This is a genomic window from Paenibacillus sp. P4_A9, assembly GCF_056402415.1.
Genome location: NZ_JBFUHL010000085.1, coordinates 1 through 17,489, shown reverse-complemented (window position 1 = coordinate 17,489; position 17,489 = coordinate 1). Strand labels below are relative to the sequence as shown.

Here is a 17,489-nt window from a genome sequence, read left to right as displayed (position 1 = left end):
GCTTCTTGTTCAGTGAGGGAAATTGAAGGAATATGCGAAATGGCAATGTCCATAGGAATCATATGTTGCTGTAATGTTCCCGCTTCTTTCATTTGAACAATTTGCTCAAATGTTAAACATTGCTCTTCGCGAATCTTCCCTGTCGACGTACGTATCAAACTTACCATAACGGCAGGATATCCAAGTGCTTTCCCGATATCTACACACAATGTTCTGATGTAGGTACCTTTGGAGCACATGGCTCGGAAACGAATTTCAGGATGCTTCTGATCTAGGTTGAGTTCAAGAATTTCTAGTTCAAAGATCGTTGCTTTCCGTGATTTCCGTTCAACTTCCTTACCTTCTCTCGCCAATTCATAAAGACGTTTACCGTCTATTTTGACAGCTGAGAACATAGGTGGAATCTGCTCGATGTCCCCGACGAAGGATTCAAGTACTTCTCGCACTTGATCTTCCCCGAGCGAAGCATGTGACACTTCTTCTAACACAGTTCCCGTCATATCTTCGGTATCAGTTGATAACCCAATGCGTAAAACAGCTTCATATTCCTTCGGTAATTCTTGAATATATTCAACCATCCGAGTTGCTCGTCCAATGCAAAGTGGCAGAACACCTGTCACTTGCGGATCAAGTGTACCCGTATGACCAATTCTTTTAATACCTAAAATTCTTCTGACTTTGGCGACAACATCATGTGATGTAAAGCCCGCTGGTTTCCAAACAGGCAAAATGCCTTCTAGCGTCATTTCAGCTTGTCCCCTACTTCCTGAACCATTCTAGCAATGGCTTCTTCTAGTGTACCATGGATTGTACATCCTGATGCCCTTACATGCCCACCGCCACCTAGAGATTGAGCAATAGCAGCAACATCAACTAGCCCGGAGGAGCGAAGACTTACTTTAATAACACCATCTGACTTCTCTTTAATCAGCATACCCACTTCGACGCCTTCAACATTACGCGGATAATTGACCAATCCATCCAAATCATCACTCGATGCACCCGTTAACTCTAAGTCTGCAAGAGATACAGCAAGCCACGCCAGCTTTCGATCATAAGCAAAGGAAAGTGTGGATAACGCTTTTTGAAGAAGTACTATTTGCGCATAAGTCATTCGTTCAAGAACATGCTCTGCAATTTCGGCACCCTTGACACCTAATTCCAACATCGAAGCTCCGATTTTCATGACTTCTGATGTGGTATTGGAGTATCGAAAGCCTCCGGTATCCGTCAGCAACCCGGTATAAATGCATTCACCAAACGTAATGTCAGGTTGCAGCTTCATATGTATCGCCAAATCGAACAATATTTGAACAGTTGCCGCGGCGTCATGCTTAATTAAATGACACGAACCAAATTCATCATTGGTTGGATGATGGTCAATATTGAGTAACTGTGCTTGCTCATCAAAAAGAGTGCTGATCCTACCCATTCTGGAGAAATCAGCACAATCAACACTTATGATAGTTTGGTAAAGACGATTCGGTGCCTGTTCGCTATAATCAATGGTCTGACTACTTCCTTCTAAATATGAAAATTTAGAGGGCATAGCGCCCTCATTGATCATAGTAAATGACTTCCCAAGTTGACTTAGAATCCAACCTGTTGCATACGTTGAACTGGCAGCATCACCATCTGGTTGGATGTGAGACACGACCAGGAAATCATCATGCTGCTCGATAAATGCAGCTGCTGCTGCCAGCTGCTGACAGTATTCGGTGGCATGGATCATTCCGTTATTCATACGTTTGTATTTCCTTCCTGATTGAGCTTATACAACAACTGGTCAATGTGACTACCATAGTCAATAGAAGCATCAAATTTAAACTGTAGCTCTGGAATCTTACGCAAACGAATTCGTTTGCCTAACTCTGAGCGAATATATCCTGAAGCAACAGAAAGCGCCTTAAGTGTGGCAGCTTTCTCTTCTTCAGTTCCCATTACACTTAGATAAACACGAGCCAGGGATAAATCATTCGTCACTTCGACACCAGTAACGGTCATGAAACCAATACGAGGATCTTTCAGCTCTGCTTGAATGATTTGACTTAACTCTTTCTTAATTTGTTCGCCAACTCTGCCTACACGAACTCTAGCCATTTATTATCACCTCTCAACGGACTCCATGATAAAGGCTTCAATGATGTCGCCCTCTTTAATATCATGATAACGCTCAAGAGATATACCACACTCGTAGCCTTGTGCAACTTCTTTTTGATCATCCTTGAATCGTTTCAAGGAATCAATTTTACCTTCATGAACGACAATACCGCTACGAACTAAGCGAGTTTGCGCATTACGGGCAATTTTACCTGAAATTACATAGCAACCTGCAATTGTTCCTGAACCCGTAATTTTGAAAACATTACGAACTTCAGCTTGACCAAGAACAACTTCTTTGAAGATTGGATCCAACATGCCTTTCATCGCTTGCTCGATTTCTTCAATTACGTTGTAAATAATGTTATGCAGACGGATATCGACTTTCTCTTGATCTGCAGTCGCTTTCGCTGCAGGCTCAGGACGAACATTAAATCCAATAATAATTGCATTTGATGCAGAAGCCAGAATAATATCAGATTCTGTTACTGCCCCAACGCCATTATGAAGAATTTTAACGCGAACACCCTCAACCTCAATCTTCTCAAGCGAAGATTTCAGTGCTTCAACAGACCCTTGAACGTCACCTTTGATAATGACATTAAGTTCCTTCACTTCGCCATCTTTAATATGTTTAAAGAGGTCTTCAAGTGTAACACGGGAATTAGCAGTCATCTCTGATTGACGAAGTGCAATAGCACGACGATCAGCGATATCTCTCGCTTTACGCTCATCTTCATAAGCTAAGAATGGATCCCCTGCTTGTGGAACTTCAGTCAGACCCGTGATTTCAACTGGTGTTGAAGGACCCGCTTCTTTCAATCGTTTACCTTTATCGTTCACGATCGCACGAACACGACCGAAGCAAACGCCGGCAACGAAGCTATCTCCCACTTTCAAAGTACCATGTTGGATAAGAATTCTAGCTACAGGGCCTCTACCTTTATCCAATTCAGCCTCAATAACAGTCGCTCTAGCACGTTTGTTAGGGTTAGCTTTGTACTCTTGTACTTCTGCTACAAGCAAGATCATTTCTAGCAGGTTCTCAAGACCAATACGTTGTTTTGCGGAAATTTCGCAGAAAATTGTATCGCCGCCCCACTCTTCCGGTACTAACTCGTACGCCGTAAGAGCTTGCTTAATTTGATCAGGATTAGCGCCTTCTTTATCAATCTTGTTCACTGCTACAATGATCGGTACGCCAGCTGCTTTAGCATGACTAATCGCTTCTACAGTTTGTGGCATTACACCGTCATCAGCTGCAACAACGATAATCGTAATATCCGTAACTTGAGCACCGCGGGCACGCATCGTTGTAAACGCTTCGTGACCTGGTGTATCCAAGAAAGTAATTTTCTTATGATTAACTTCGACTTGATAAGCACCGATGTGCTGTGTGATTCCGCCTGCTTCGCCTTCTGTTACACTCGTTTTACGAATGGCATCAAGCAATGTTGTTTTACCATGATCGACGTGACCCATGATCGTAACAACAGGTGGACGCTCTAGCAAATCAGCCTCGTCATCGATTTCTTCGAAGGTTTCGAAGTTATCTTCTTCGACTTTGATCTTGATTTCAACTTCAACACCAAATTCAGTCGCAATCAATTGAATGGTTTCCAAATCTAGTTCTTGGTTGATCGTTGCCATTGTTCCAAGGAACAAAAGCTTCTTAATAACTTCAGAAGCATCTTTGTGCAGCAATTTCGCTGTTTCACCAACAGTCATATTGCCACGAACGATGATCTTCTTAGGCGTGTTATCCACTTTCTCTTTCTTAACCATATCTTGTTGGTAGCGACCTCTGTTGTTTCCGCGTTGGTTGCCTCTATTGTTGCCACCAGGACCACGATTACCACCAGATCTGTTATCATCAAACCGTTTTGGTGTTGGTTTGGATTTCTTTGTCGTAATCACACCAGCTTTTGCTGCTGCATCATCCAACTCAGCCGCTGTTGCGCCAACATGGAATTGCGGTTTCGCTTCTTGAACAACTGGTCTTCCACTTTGGTTGTTGTTGCGGTTCTCAAATGGCTTAGTCTGACGATTAGGGCCAGCACTGCGGTTCGGACTGGATTGTGGACGTCCGCTGTTCGCGCTTTGACCACTTCCTGCTCCTGGACCACCAGCACCTTGATTAGGACGGGACCCTGCATAGTTATTATTTGTGCGTGGTGCTCCACCTTGACCTTGACCTTGTCCTTGGCTGTAGCCTTGGCTAGCTGGACGGCTGCTGTTATATCCACCACTGCTTCCACCTGCTGGACGTTGACCGCCAGGATTGGAGCCTTGATATCCTGTACGTTGTCCACCTTGGCTAGATCCTTGGCCTGCAGGACGCTGACCACCTGGATTAGAACCTTGATACCCCGTACGTTGTCCACCTTGGCTGGATCCTTGACCACTAGGACGTCCACCGTTCGGATTGGAACCTTGATAGCCCGTACGTTGTCCACCTTGGCTACTAGGACGATTACCGCCTTGGTAGTTGCTGCTTTGACCACTTGGACGTGACTGTGGTGGGCGGCTTGTTGTGTTTTGTGTAGACTGACCTTGCCCTGAAGTAACTGCACCCGTTGTTGTAGTCGTTGGTTGACTACTTGATTGTTCCGTAACTGCCGGCTTTGCCGCTGGTGTTACTGCACCTTTATTCTCTTGTGCTGGAGCCTGCGATGCAGGATTCTGATTCGTCGTAGATGAACTCACATTTCCTCCGTCCGTAGCTGCTCGTTTGGCAGCCGCATTAGCTTTAATATCTCTAAAAAACTTTTCCACACTGCTAACCGCATCATTCTCCATAACACTCATATGGTTGTTAACAGGTATATTTAATCGTTTGAGAATGGTAATTATTTCTTTGCTGCTCATATTGAGCTGCTTCGCGTATTCGTACACGCGAGTCTTGTCTTTATTATCTTGTTTATTGGTCAATATGTTTCACCTCCGCAGGATTTTCTTGACTCTTCTGCAGCATCTGCGCGAAGCCTCCGTCCAATACACCTATGGTGACACGCATTTCTTTCCCAATGCTGCGGCCCAATTCATACTTCGTACCGACTTCCATGAGCTTAACCCCATAAAATAGGCATTTATCTTGAAATTTCTTACGTGTATTAGCTGAAGCGTCCTCCGCCATGATAACAAGCTTGGCATCACCCGCACGAATTGCTTTGAAAACACCTTCATCACCCGTTACGAGCTTTCCGGCTCTCATTGCCAATCCTAATTGATTTAAAAATTTAGGATTCATCTTCCGATTCCTCCTCTTTCGAAGAAAGGAATTCATCTTCCACACGAATGAAATCTTGTTCCAGTTGTTCATAAATGTCTGCGCCTACGGCCTGCTTCAGAGCTCTATCCAGGGCTTTGCTTTTCTTTGCCAATTTAAAACAAGAAACTTTACCGCACAGGTAGGCACCGCGCCCAGACTTCTTCCCCTTGAGATCAATGAGAATGTCATCCTCAGGCGTTTTGACGACGCGGATCAAGTCCCTCTTCGGCATCATTTCCTGGCAGGCAACGCATTTTCTCAGAGGGATTTTTCTCTGCTTCATTCCGATCACCCCTTGTTCCTTACAAAAACTTAGTCGATGCTAATCGAATCCTGATGCATCTCTTCTGAGTAAGTTTTCACTCTACCATATTCTTGTTCTGCTTGTGTTTCGCTCTTGATGTCGATTTTCCAACCAGTCAGTTTGGCAGCTAGTCGTGCATTCTGCCCTTTAATCCCAATTGCCAAAGAAAGCTGATAATCAGGAACAATGACACGTGCCATTTTTTCATTTTCATGAATCTGGACTTCAAGCACTTTAGAAGGGCTTAGCGCATTCGCTACGTACTCTTCCACGTTCTCCATCCAGCGTACGATATCAATTTTCTCCCCGCGAAGTTCAGTTACTATCGTTTGAACACGCAATCCTTTGGGCCCTACACAGGAACCTACAGGATCAACTTCAGGATTACGAGAATGAACAGCAATCTTCGAGCGGAAGCCTGCTTCACGCGCAACGGAACGGATCTCAACTACGCCATCAAAAATCTCAGGAACTTCAAGCTCAAAAAGACGCTTTAACAAACCTGGATGTGTTCTTGATAAAATAATTTGAGGACCCTTTGTCGTGTTCTCAACTTTCGTAATATACGCTTTAATACGATCGCCCTGTTTGAACTTATCCGTAGGCATAAGCTCCGTAAGTGGAAGAACTGCTTCTACTTTACCCAAGTCAACATATATATTCCGTTGATCTTGACGTTGTAGGATACCTGTTACGATATCTTCTTCTTTATCAATAAAAGCATTATAAATCAAGCCACGCTCGGCTTCGCGGATTCGTTGCGTTACGACCTGTTTAGCGGTTTGTGCAGCAATCCTTCCAAAATCACGAGGCGTCACTTCAATTTCAACAATATCTTCCAATTGGTAATTCGGATTAATTTCACGCGAAGCATGAACAGAAATCTCCAATCTTGGATCCAATACTTCCTCTGTAACGGTCTTCCGCGCGTATACCTTGATAAGACCCGTATGTCGATTGATATCTACACGTACGTTCTGTGCAGTGTTGAAATTACGTTTATAACTTGAAATCATCGCCGCTTCAATAGCATCAATGAGTAGCTCCTTGGAGATACCCTTCTCTCGTTCAATTTCCGACAGAGCTTCAATAAAATCCGTGTTCATTTGAACTGAGTCCCCCCCTTCAATAAGTAACGATGACTAAAATACGATAGCAAGACGTGCGCTAGCTATTTTAGCAACCGGAATGCTGATTTTCTTTTTACCAATCTCTATCACGAGAACTTCCTCATCATAGGACTGCAACAATCCTTCAAATTCCTTGGAACCATCGATCGGTTCATACGTGGTAACAAATACGTGACTATTTACGGCTTTGTAATAATCTTGTGTTTTCTTGAGCGGACGTTCTGCCCCTGGTGAAGAAACTTCCAAGAAATAAGCATCAGTAATCGGATCTTTCTCATCCAATTGAACACTTAAGTATTCACTGATGCGGCCGCAATCATCTATATCAATTCCGCCTTCTTTGTCAGCATAGACACGAAGGAACCAATTGCTGCCTTCTTTGACATATTCAATATCAACGATTTCAAATCCATTTTGTTCAACAAAATCCTTCAGCATGTCCTCAATGATGGATTTGATTTGCTCTTGTGTAGCCACAGATATGTGTACCTCCTAAATTGACTTCTCCTTGTCGTAACCGGAAAAGTCCTATATCAAAATGTAAAGAGTGGGTTTCCCCACTCTTTAATCACAAGATGATATCCTCATTATTGCCAATAAAAATTATACCATAACCATTCTTTGCATTACAATAGCAAACTTGTTAATCATTTTCACTTGACAGCCTAAAGTTTTTCGGAGAAAACTGGCTTCGAAAGCATCTTCTGTTTGATAAAACATGCTTCAGAAACATACTTTACTAGAACAATGAAAGTTGATTAGATTCAGGTAACCCGCGGAAGCAGCCCATTGAACTCAACATTTCAATTACGGTCTTGGAGGCTTTGGAACGATTCTGGAAATCCTCAATGGATAAGAAATCCCCATCTTCTTTGGCTGCTGCAATATTCTTGGCAGCATTATCGCCAATGCCTGACATCGCTGCAAAAGGTGGAATTAAGGAATTGCCATCGATGATAAACTTAGTCGCATCAGAGCGATAAATATCAATCGGTTTAAAGCTAAACCCACGCGATGTCATTTCCAAAGACATTTCTAGAATGGACACCATGGCTTTCTCTTTCGGCAATGCTTGGAAACCTTTCGCTTCAATCTCGACTAATTGTCTGAGAATCGCCTCATACCCTTGGCATAGTAGTTCAAGATCAAAGTCAGCCGCGCGGACACTAAAGTAAGTAGCATAGTAAGCAATTGGGTGATATACCTTGAAATAGGCCGTACGAACAGCGGAGATAACGTAAGCTGCAGCATGTGCTTTTGGAAACATGTATTCAATCCGTTCGCAGGATTCAATATACCAAGCTGGTACATTACAGCGTTTCATCTCATCTTTCCATTCGTCAGTTAGTCCCTTACCTTTACGAACGCTCTCCGTAATTTTGAAAGCTAGACCTGCATCCATACCCGCTTTATAGATCAAATAGAGCATGATATCATCCCGGCATCCAATAACTGTCTTAATGTTACAAATCCCTTTTTTGATTAACTCTTGTGCGTTTCCCAACCAAACACCAGTTCCATGGGATAACCCTGAAATCTGCAATAAATCGGCAAAAGAAGAAGGCTGTGTTTCTTGAAGCATTTGACGAACGAATTTGGTACCCATCTCAGGAACACCATACGTAGCGACTGGGGAACGAATCTGATCTGGTCTCACCCCAATTGCATCCGTAGAATTGAAAATACTCATGGCTTTCGCATCATTCATTGGAATAGTTGTTGGATCGATGCCAGTTAAATCCTGAAGCATTCTCATCATCGTTGGATCGTCGTGACCTAGAATATCTAACTTTAGCAAGTTCGCATCGAAGGCATGATAGTCAAAATGAGTTGTCATCCATTCCGAATTTTTATCATCTGCTGGAAATTGAACCGGCGTAATATCATCGACCTCAATGTAATCTGGAACAACAACAATACCACCTGGATGCTGTCCTGTACTTCTTTTAACCCCTGTACAGCCTGAAGCTAATCGAGCAATTTCTGCTCCGCGCCATTTTTGACCTTGTTCTTCTTCGTACTTCTTCACGAATCCGAAAGCCGTTTTCTCAGCGACTGTACCAATGGTTCCTGCACGGAAAACATTCTTCGGTCCGAAAATCTCCTTCGTGAAATTATGGGCAACCGGTTGATACACACCAGAGAAGTTCAAATCGATATCGGGAACCTTGTCCCCTTTAAATCCTAGGAATGTTTCGAATGGAATGTCATGACCATCCCCTTTTAAATTTCCGCCGCAGGAAGGGCAAACTTTATTAGGTAAATCGTAACCACTCGGTACACTACCGTCAAGGAACCACTCACTGTGTCTACATGTAAGACATAAATAATGCGGAGGTAACGGATTAACCTCGGATATCCCTAACATCATCGCAACGACTGATGAACCAACAGATCCCCGAGAACCTACGAGATAGCCGTCCGCATTTGACTTTTTAACGAGACGTTCAGAAATCAAATAGTTGGCAGAGAATCCGAATTTAATGATTGGAACAAGCTCTTTCTCAAGTCGAGCAATAATCACCTCTGGAAGCTCATCACCATACATGCTTTTAGCGGTTTCATAGCAAGTCGTACGAATCTCTTCGTCAGCACCCTCAATAATTGGTGTAAATAGCTTGTCTGGGAAAAGTTCAATGGATTCAAAACGATCTGCCAGATCATTCGTACTGCGGATGACAACTTCAATGGCCTTTTCTTCACCCAAAAACTTAAACTCTTCCAGCATCTCCTTCGTTGTTCGGAAATGCGCATCTGGCTTCTTCATGGCCTTCAGTGGACTAAACCCAGTAATTCCGTTGATCGTAATATCACGACAAACTTTCTCGCGCGGATTCAGGTAATGGACGTTCCCAGTTGCAATGACCGGTTTGCCTGTTTTATATCCGATCTCACACACACGCCGCACGGCGTTCTCTAGATCCTCAACAGAGCCAACCAAACCTTTTTCAACGAGATGCATGTTATAGCTAACGGGCTGAATCTCGAGTATGTCATAAAACTCCGAAACCTGCTCTGCCTCTTCAATCGATTTATTAAGAACAGCTTCGAAAAACTCTCCTTTTTCACAACCTGACGTGATCAAGAGGCCTTCTCTATGCTCGACTAATATACTTTTGGGAATCGTTGCCGCGCGCTGTAGATAAGTTGTATGCGACATCGAGATCAATTTGAATAAATTCTTCTTACCGACTGCATTTAGTGCGTATACACAGCAATGAAAAGGACGTTGATTGGATAGATCTTTTCCAACATAATCATTTAATTTAGCAAGGCTCGTAATTTGACGATCGTTAGCCTCATTAATTAAATGATAGAGCACATATCCCAGTGCAATCGAGTCATCAATCGCACGGTGATGATTATCTAGACTAACTTTAAATTTATCTGATAGTGTATTTAAACGATGATTTTTCATGGATGGGAAGAGAAATCTTGCAAGCTCCAGCGTATCAAGCACCGCATTCGAAACCTCAGGCAGGTTCATCCGCTTTAAATTCGTTTGCAGAAAGCCCATATCGAATCGTGCATTATGCGCAACAAGTACGCAATCCCCAATAAATTCAACAAACTTAGGAAGCTCATCCTCGATATCCGGGGCATCCTTCACCATATCATCATTGATATTCGTTAACTGTTGTATGTTATAAGGGATCTTCTCATGCGGATTAATGAACGTAGCAAATCGATCAATTTCTTTGCCATCTTGCATTTTCACACCAGCTAACTCGATAATGCGATTATTGGTTACCGAAAGCCCCGTCGTCTCCACGTCAAAAATAACATAAGTCGCTTGTTTTAAATCGAGATCTCGACCATTCATAACAATGGGCACAGAATCATTAACGACATTCGCTTCAACACCAAAAATCACTTTAATGCCATGCTTTTTGGCTGCTTTACCTGCATCAGGGAAACATTGAATATTACTATGATCTGTAACAGCGATAGCTTTATGTCCCCATTTGGCCGCCATTTTCACATACTGATCAATAGGTGTCAGTGCGTCCATCGTACTCATCGTCGTGTGCAAATGAAACTCTACACGTTTCTCAGCAGCATCATCCATGCGATCCCTAGGTGCCATCACTTCGTACAGATCATTCGGAATCATCACAAGTTCAGGAATTTGCATGAAACGATCGTATTCTACTTTCCCTCTTGCTCGAATCCAGGTGCCATTGGCAAGCAGACTCATGATCTTCACATCATCTTTGGTCTTGGCAAAAACCTTCATAGCTAGTGAATCGCTGAAATCCGTAATATTAAAAGTAAATAACGTATTCCCATTTCTTAATTCCTTGACATCCAAGCCAAACACAGTACCTTGAACTGCAATCTTCTTCTCTTCTTCTTGGATATTCTTCAATGGCGTTGGAACTTCTTTTATATCAATACCCATGACAAGCTTCAAATCGCCCTCAGGTAAAGAGGACTCTTCTTCCTCCATGTCGATGGACATCATGATTTCTTGGGTGTATGATTTCTCGCCCTGCTCTCGCTGCTTCGCAAATTTCTCATACTCTGCAACGATTTCAGTCGAATCACTCATGGCATATTTGATGGATAATTCCGTTTGAAAAAAATTATGAAAAAAATTCCGAATAAACATATCAATATTTTTTTTCTTTGCTAGCTCAAGACCAATTGCATCCAACATGATTAATGAAAGTGCATTCCCCTGTACCTCGAACCTAGCTTTCGACATCCAGCCATTCACAGAAGGAACTTCCCGCTGCAACCATTCCATAAATAATCCCCAATACTCCTCAACTAACGTGGCTGGTTCAGCCTGTTCAAACTTCCAAATAAAGCGGATTTTCGCGATTTGCGCGAATTTCTCTTGAATCATTTTACAAAATGAACGATAAATGTTCAGAGGCACAAGGTCGTTTTTAACCAAATAGAATGTCCAGTCGCGGTTTTTTCGACTAATTTCTACTTGATCAATGTAGCCTTCTGCAAAATATGACCGTACTACATCGGCTGGAATCTCGGCTTGCTGCATCAAAAGCTCAAAGCGATTCCGTTTATCAGCCAAATTACTCATGAACAGCCTCCTATAAACATACCAAGGGCAATGGAGTTAGACCTCCATATGCCCTTGATTGTAATTAATAGCTTCGACCAAAGACAACCGTATGTTCGGCAGTTTCGCCGCATACAAGACAAGTCGATTTGGTCTCGGATGGTGTGAACGGGATATTACGACTTGTTGCTCCTGTTTCTTCTTTCACTTGCGATTCGCAAGCGTTAGATCCACACCAGCCAGCCAAGGCAAATCCGCGTTTCGTCTCCAAGAATGTCTTAAATTCATCGATCGTATCTACCGCGATATAATGCTCATCACGGAATTGCTTCGCTTTATCATACATCTGCTGATGAATCTCAGCAAGTAAATTTTGAACTTCTTGCACGAAGTCAGATTGTTGAACGATTTTCTTTTCTCCGCTTACGCGAGAAACAAGAACAACTACGCCATTTTCCATGTCACGAGGACCAAGCTCTACACGAATTGGAACGCCGCGCATCTCATACTCGTTGAATTTCCAACCTGGACTTTGATCAGCACGATCATCTACTTTGACACGAACGCCGGCTTTCTTTAGCTCCGCATAAAGCTCGTCAACGCGTCCAATTACTTGCTCACGTGTTTTTGGAGGTCCGATTGGAATCATGATGACTTGCGTAGGTGCAACTTTGGGCGGGAGAACTAGGCCGCGATCATCCCCGTGAACCATGATAAGAGCGCCAATTAAACGCGTACTTACACCCCATGATGTCGTATGTGCAAATTGGTGTTGATTCTCACGGTCTAAGAATTTAATATCGAAGGCTACTGCGAATTTGGTGCCTAGGTAATGGGAGGTACCTGCTTGAACCGCTTTACCGTCTTTCATCATCGCTTCAATGGAGAACGTATCAATCGCACCCGCAAATCTCTCAGATGGTGTCTTTTGACCTACAATAACTGGAATGGCAAGGAAATCTTCAGCAAATTGACGATAAACATCAAGCATTTGCATCGTTTCACGGCGGGCATCCTGCTCATCTTCATGAGCGGTATGTCCTTCCTGCCATAGGAACTCAGTCGTACGAAGGAAAGGTAACGTTCGTTTCTCCCAACGAACCACGTTTGCCCATTGATTGATTAGCAACGGAAGATCACGATAGGAATTAATCCACTCCGAGTACATGTGTCCGATCATCGTTTCAGAAGTTGGACGAATAGCCAAACGCTCTTCTAACTTCTCTCCACCCGCCTCAGTTACCCATGGCAGTTCTGGGTTAAAGCCTTCGACGTGCTCTTTTTCCTTTTGGAAAAAGCTCTCCGGAATAAACAATKGGAAGTACGCATTGCGATGTCCCGTTTCTTTAAATTTGCTATCCAGCTCACGCTGAATATTTTCCCAGATCTCATATCCATCAGGCTTAAATACGATACAGCCACGTACCGGTGAGTAACTCATTAAATCTGCTTTCTTGATGACATCTATATACCAACGGGAGAAATCTTCTCCTTGCGGTGTAATTTCCTTTACAAATTGCTTATCGTTTGACATAAACCCTCCCACAGATTAGGACTAACCCTTAATCAATCGTAAAATATCATTGTACGTAACAGCTACCATAAGCAGCATAAGCAACGCAAAACCAACAAAGTGAACCATACTTTCTCGGTTCGGATCTATCGGTTTACCTCGCAATGCTTCTAATCCCATAAATAGCAGACGACTTCCGTCTAAAGCCGGGATTGGCAGCAAATTAAAAATCCCAAGATACAGACTCAAAGTGGCCGCCCATGCAATCAAGGAGCTAAGTCCCATTTTAGCAAATTGAGCAGAAACTTGTGCAGTCCGAACCGGTCCACCAAGATCATCAAGTTTAAACTGGAGCATAACAAGCTTTTGCAAACCTGTAACAATACCAATTGTTGTACCAACAACCGAATCATAGGTCCCTGTGAATACTTCACCAAGGGTAGCGCTTCTACGATCACCACTAATCACAACGCCAAGCTTACCGGCTCCATCTTCCATCTCAGGTGTAACTTGAAGTGTAAGAGGATTGCCAGCACGATCAATGACCCAAGTCATCGTTTTCCCTGCTGAGGACTGAATCGCTGATACCATTTTCTCACGATCATCGCCAATTGGTTGCTTATCAATCGACATGATAATGTCACCTTTGTGCAATCCAGCTTTCTCACCCGCCTTACCAGCAAGTACTGAATCTAGCTTCACATTGGTGAAAACACCCGACATGATCACAACAATGAAAAACAGAACAATAGCTAAAATAAAATTCATCACGGGTCCCATGACGATGGCAATAGCACGTTTCCCAACTGTTTTTGAACCGAACTGACGATCATAAGGTGCGATTTGCGTTTCCGTTCCTTTAGTTACCATCATAGCCTGCGGATCAACCGGATAGGTAACTTTCTCACCGTCTACGTCCAGTGAAATACTTAGCGTTCTATCTAAATCAATATGTTCCACAACGCCAATGATCACATTCGAACGACGATCTAACTGATCCAGATATAAGAAAGTGACTTGATTAGATTTGTTTAATTTAACAGCAACGGTCTGTCCAGGATTTACTTGGACGATTTCAGGGTCTTCTCCCGCCATACGAACAAATCCACCAATTGGTAAAATTCGTAACGTGTACCGGGTCTCCCCTTTTTTATATGAAAAAATTTTGGGACCGAAACCAATTGCAAATTCACGAACTAAAATACCTGCACGTTTTGCAAAGTAAAAGTGACCCCATTCATGAATCGTAACAAGAACGAAAAACAACAAAATAACCTTTAACCCAACTTCAATGGCCGACAAGTCGTATTTCCTCCTTCGGGTTTTCTTCAGAAAACTATCCTATGTAGCTATGACCAGACGCTTTCAGTTAAAAACCTACCTTCTAAGCATCTACTTAAGATCAGCTGTTCTTGTTCTTAGATTACCACTATTGAACAGCTGAATACAAGCTATGCCCGCTCAGGTCAGTATACGAACGCAGAGAATTAATTAGACTTTAGTTTCCAACCTAGGTGTTTGAAATTGAAAAAAAGAGCAGAGCCATGCAAGCTGACCTTTGCTCTTCCTAACATTTAGAAGCGGATTGATTCAGCAAATAACCTAGCCCACTGATCTTGCTCGTGTATGATCTCGATTGTAGGATTCGCATATGACTCATGTTTGTCCAACGCAGCTTCGATGATATCTTCAATTTGTAAAAATGAGATGTCACCTTTTAGAAAACGAGCCACAGCAATCTCATTAGCAGCATTATAAACAGTTGGTGTTGTTCCACCTTGTTTACCACTCTCAAATGCCATTCGCAAGCAAGGGAACCGTACGTAATCCATTTCACGGAAATGAAGCTTGCCTATCGCGGCAAGGTCAAGTTTAGTTGTTGGTGTAGGGTATCGGTCAGGATAGGTTAACGCATATTGAATCGGCACCCTCATATCTGGATTACCTAGCTGTGCGATAATACTATGATCAACAAATTCAATGTAGGAATGAATGACACTTTCTGGATGCAGTAATACTTTAATATCTTCATACGACAACCCGAAAAGCCAATGTGCTTCCATTACTTCAAGCCCTTTGTTTACCATCGTAGCAGAGTCAATCGTAATTTTGGCCCCCATGGACCAATTCGGATGCTTGAGTGCATCCTCCACCGTTACACCCACTAATTCTTCTCGTGTACGATCACGGAAGGAACCACCAGACGCCGTTATTGTTATATGAGCAATTTGCGAACGCTTTTCACCATTTAAACATTGAAAAATCGCAGAATGCTCACTATCAATTGGTAGTAAGGCAACTCCCTTCCGAGCCACAGCTTCCGTTACAATATGACCCGCGCTTACTAATGTCTCCTTGTTCGCAAGACCAATATCTTTGCCTGCTTCAATCGCAGCTAATGTTGGTCTTAAACCTTGACTACCTACTAGTGCACTAACAAGCAAATCTGCATCTGTCGAAGCTGCGACTTCCAGCAGTCCTTCTTCACCATAGAGAACTTGAATACCAGAAGGAATTTGACTTGCAACCTCTTCCGCCAATTCCTTTGTTGCAACAGACACAAGCTTGGGACGAAACTGTTTGGCTTGCTCAATGACGAGATCGCAGTTATACCCAGCCGATATGGCTTCGACTTGAAATTTTTCTGGCGAATGTTGCACAATATCTAAGGTTTGAGTCCCAATGGATCCTGTCGATCCCAAGATGGCAATTTTCTTCATTAGTTTCAACTCCACTCCGCTCATAAGAATTAGTTAGGAATCAAATCGAGCAGATAAATAAAAGGAAATACGATTAGCCAACTATCCATCCGGTCGAGTACGCCACCATGTCCTGGCAACAAAGTTCCCGTGTCTTTAATTCCTTTCACACGCTTATAAGCGGATTGAATTAAATCACCAACTTGTCCTACTACCGCGATGACAAAGCCTAGTAAAAGTGCATTACCAACACTTAAAAGTTCTGGCGAGTACCAAGCGAATCCTAATGCTAAAATCATCGCGATGACTACACCGCCAAGTGCGCCTTCAATAGACTTCTTAGGGCTTATTTGAGGCCACAGTGGGTGTTTTCCTAGCTTGGATCCGACAAAATATGCACCGGCATCCGATGCCCAAATACATACGAATATCATAATCGTCCAAAATAATCCATTTTCCGCCAATCGTGCCTCAATCATGTAGTTAAAACCAATTCCAATGTATACGATGCCAAGTAAGATCACCGAAACTTGATCAATCGTAATTTTGTTTTTGGAGGCTACTGTGATGAAAAGCAACGAAAACATGGCAAGCCATATAACCGCGGTAAACGAAAATGTTAATGTTACTCCGATCAGACCCCATGGAATCGTTAAACATAACAGTGCAATGAGTCCTAAAGCAGCTGTTAGCTTATAAGACATATACCCATTCATTTGTAAATACTCGCGGTATCCAATAACCGAAACGAGTACAATTAAACCTGCATACCACAAATCGCCGAGTACTAGAAGTGTAATAAATGCGAGACCAGCAATAATGCCTGTGATGATCCTTTGTTTCAAGTTGAATCCCCCTAGATGAACAACGTTTATCTCTAAACCATCCATTTTTAGTGACAAAACGATTACACTAACCGATGTTAAATACCACCGTATCTTCTCGCCCGGCGTTGATATTCAGCAATGGCTTGCATAAATAAGTCCTCTGTAAATTCTGGCCAATAGGCGTCTGTGAACCATAATTCCGAATAAGCTAATTGCCACAGCAAAAAATTACTTAAACGTAATTCCCCGCTCGTTCGAATTAATAAATCAGGGTCTGGCAAATCCGACGTTAACATGTAGGAAGAAAAAAGCTCTTCGTCCAACTCATCTTGCTTCAAGTTTCCATTTTGCAGATCCTTCATCATATCCTGAACACCTGCAATGATTTCCTTACGTCCGCCATAATTTAAAGCAAAATTCAGAATGAGACCCGTGTTATCCTTCGTCCGTTCGATCGCACCTTCTATCGCTTTCAACGTATAGTCAGGTAAACCTTCCTTCCAACCGGTCATGCGAATACGCACATTGTTCTGAATTAATTCTTCAATTTCCAATGGGAAAAACTCTTGTGGAAGCTTCATCAGAAATTCTACTTCATCCTTCGGTCGTTTCCAAT

The 17,489-nt window shown here is 42.8% G+C and carries 14 protein-coding genes; all 14 read right to left on the bottom strand.

The genetic code is table 11. From position 1 onward, the window contains the following. Positions 1 to 746, bottom strand: a 746-nt coding sequence (gene truB, locus AC1DVJ_RS27505) for a tRNA pseudouridine(55) synthase TruB (RefSeq protein WP_477595443.1), incomplete at its 3' end; no start/stop codon positions are given. Next, entirely contained in the window at positions 743 to 1,744 is a 1,002-nt protein-coding gene (locus AC1DVJ_RS27500; RefSeq protein ID WP_477595441.1) for a DHH family phosphoesterase, read from the bottom strand. The genes AC1DVJ_RS27500 and truB, both read right to left, overlap by 4 nt. Further along, positions 1,741 to 2,100 carry a 30S ribosome-binding factor RbfA gene (gene rbfA / locus AC1DVJ_RS27495; protein WP_056625044.1) on the bottom strand — a complete coding sequence of 120 codons (360 nt, stop codon included), beginning with the start codon at positions 2,098 to 2,100 and terminating at the stop codon, positions 1,741 to 1,743. The genes AC1DVJ_RS27500 and rbfA overlap by 4 nt, the downstream gene beginning before the upstream one ends. Positions 2,101 to 2,106: 6 nt before the next feature. Beyond that, the gene (gene infB, locus AC1DVJ_RS27490) at positions 2,107 to 5,031 is read right to left on the bottom strand and encodes a translation initiation factor IF-2 (protein ID WP_477595439.1); all 2,925 of its coding nucleotides are present in this window, start codon (positions 5,029 to 5,031) and stop codon (positions 2,107 to 2,109) included. Continuing rightward, positions 5,021 to 5,350, bottom strand: coding sequence for a L7Ae/L30e/S12e/Gadd45 family ribosomal protein (locus AC1DVJ_RS27485; protein ID WP_477595437.1), 330 nt, complete (start codon positions 5,348 to 5,350; stop codon positions 5,021 to 5,023). Before AC1DVJ_RS27485 ends, infB begins: the two co-directional genes overlap by 11 nt. Next, positions 5,340 to 5,654, bottom strand: a complete 315-nt coding sequence (rnpM, locus tag AC1DVJ_RS27480; protein WP_477595435.1) for an RNase P modulator RnpM — start codon at positions 5,652 to 5,654, stop codon at positions 5,340 to 5,342. The genes AC1DVJ_RS27485 and rnpM overlap by 11 nt, the downstream gene beginning before the upstream one ends. Before the next feature lie 29 nt (positions 5,655 to 5,683). Then, on the bottom strand, positions 5,684 to 6,781 hold the full coding sequence (gene nusA / locus AC1DVJ_RS27475) for a transcription termination factor NusA (protein ID WP_065853835.1): 1,098 nt from the start codon (positions 6,779 to 6,781) through the stop codon (positions 5,684 to 5,686). Between the two features lie 36 nt (positions 6,782 to 6,817). Then, positions 6,818 to 7,282 carry a ribosome maturation factor RimP gene (rimP, locus tag AC1DVJ_RS27470; RefSeq protein ID WP_477595433.1) on the bottom strand — a complete coding sequence of 155 codons (465 nt, stop codon included), beginning with the start codon at positions 7,280 to 7,282 and terminating at the stop codon, positions 6,818 to 6,820. A 262-nt stretch (positions 7,283 to 7,544) separates the two neighbouring features. Next, entirely contained in the window at positions 7,545 to 11,855 is a 4,311-nt protein-coding gene (locus AC1DVJ_RS27465) for a PolC-type DNA polymerase III (RefSeq protein ID WP_477595431.1), read from the bottom strand. 64 nt (positions 11,856 to 11,919) lie between these two features. Then, positions 11,920 to 13,368, bottom strand: coding sequence for a proline--tRNA ligase (gene proS / locus AC1DVJ_RS27460; RefSeq protein ID WP_477595429.1), 1,449 nt, complete (start codon positions 13,366 to 13,368; stop codon positions 11,920 to 11,922). A gap of 21 nt (positions 13,369 to 13,389) precedes the next feature. Continuing rightward, on the bottom strand, positions 13,390 to 14,649 hold the full coding sequence (gene rseP, locus AC1DVJ_RS27455) for an RIP metalloprotease RseP (RefSeq protein ID WP_477595427.1): 1,260 nt from the start codon (positions 14,647 to 14,649) through the stop codon (positions 13,390 to 13,392). 272 nt (positions 14,650 to 14,921) lie between these two features. Next, entirely contained in the window at positions 14,922 to 16,067 is a 1,146-nt protein-coding gene (locus AC1DVJ_RS27450; protein WP_477595425.1) for a 1-deoxy-D-xylulose-5-phosphate reductoisomerase, read from the bottom strand. A 29-nt stretch (positions 16,068 to 16,096) separates the two neighbouring features. Continuing rightward, complete coding sequence (locus tag AC1DVJ_RS27445; protein WP_477595423.1) at positions 16,097 to 16,891, bottom strand: phosphatidate cytidylyltransferase; 795 nt, start codon at positions 16,889 to 16,891, stop codon at positions 16,097 to 16,099. A gap of 77 nt (positions 16,892 to 16,968) precedes the next feature. Further along, the coding region (gene uppS / locus AC1DVJ_RS27440) for a polyprenyl diphosphate synthase (RefSeq protein ID WP_477595421.1) at positions 16,969 to 17,489 on the bottom strand (521 nt) is incomplete at its 5' end.

Bases quoted from the DNA above. Each gene is read 5' to 3' on its own strand.
- AC1DVJ_RS27500 (WP_477595441.1), bottom strand. From the start codon at position 1,744: ATGAATAACGGAATGATCCATGCCACCGAATACTGTCAGCAGCTGGCA.
- AC1DVJ_RS27465 (WP_477595431.1), bottom strand. From the start codon at position 11,855: ATGAGTAATTTGGCTGATAAACGGAATCGCTTTGAGCTTTTGATGCAG.
- AC1DVJ_RS27450 (WP_477595425.1), bottom strand. From the start codon at position 16,067: ATGAAGAAAATTGCCATCTTGGGATCGACAGGATCCATTGGGACTCAA.
- rnpM (WP_477595435.1), bottom strand. From the start codon at position 5,654: ATGAAGCAGAGAAAAATCCCTCTGAGAAAATGCGTTGCCTGCCAGGAA.
- AC1DVJ_RS27485 (WP_477595437.1), bottom strand. From the start codon at position 5,350: ATGAATCCTAAATTTTTAAATCAATTAGGATTGGCAATGAGAGCCGGA.
- rbfA (WP_056625044.1), bottom strand. From the start codon at position 2,100: ATGGCTAGAGTTCGTGTAGGCAGAGTTGGCGAACAAATTAAGAAAGAG.
- nusA (WP_065853835.1), bottom strand. From the start codon at position 6,781: ATGAACACGGATTTTATTGAAGCTCTGTCGGAAATTGAACGAGAGAAG.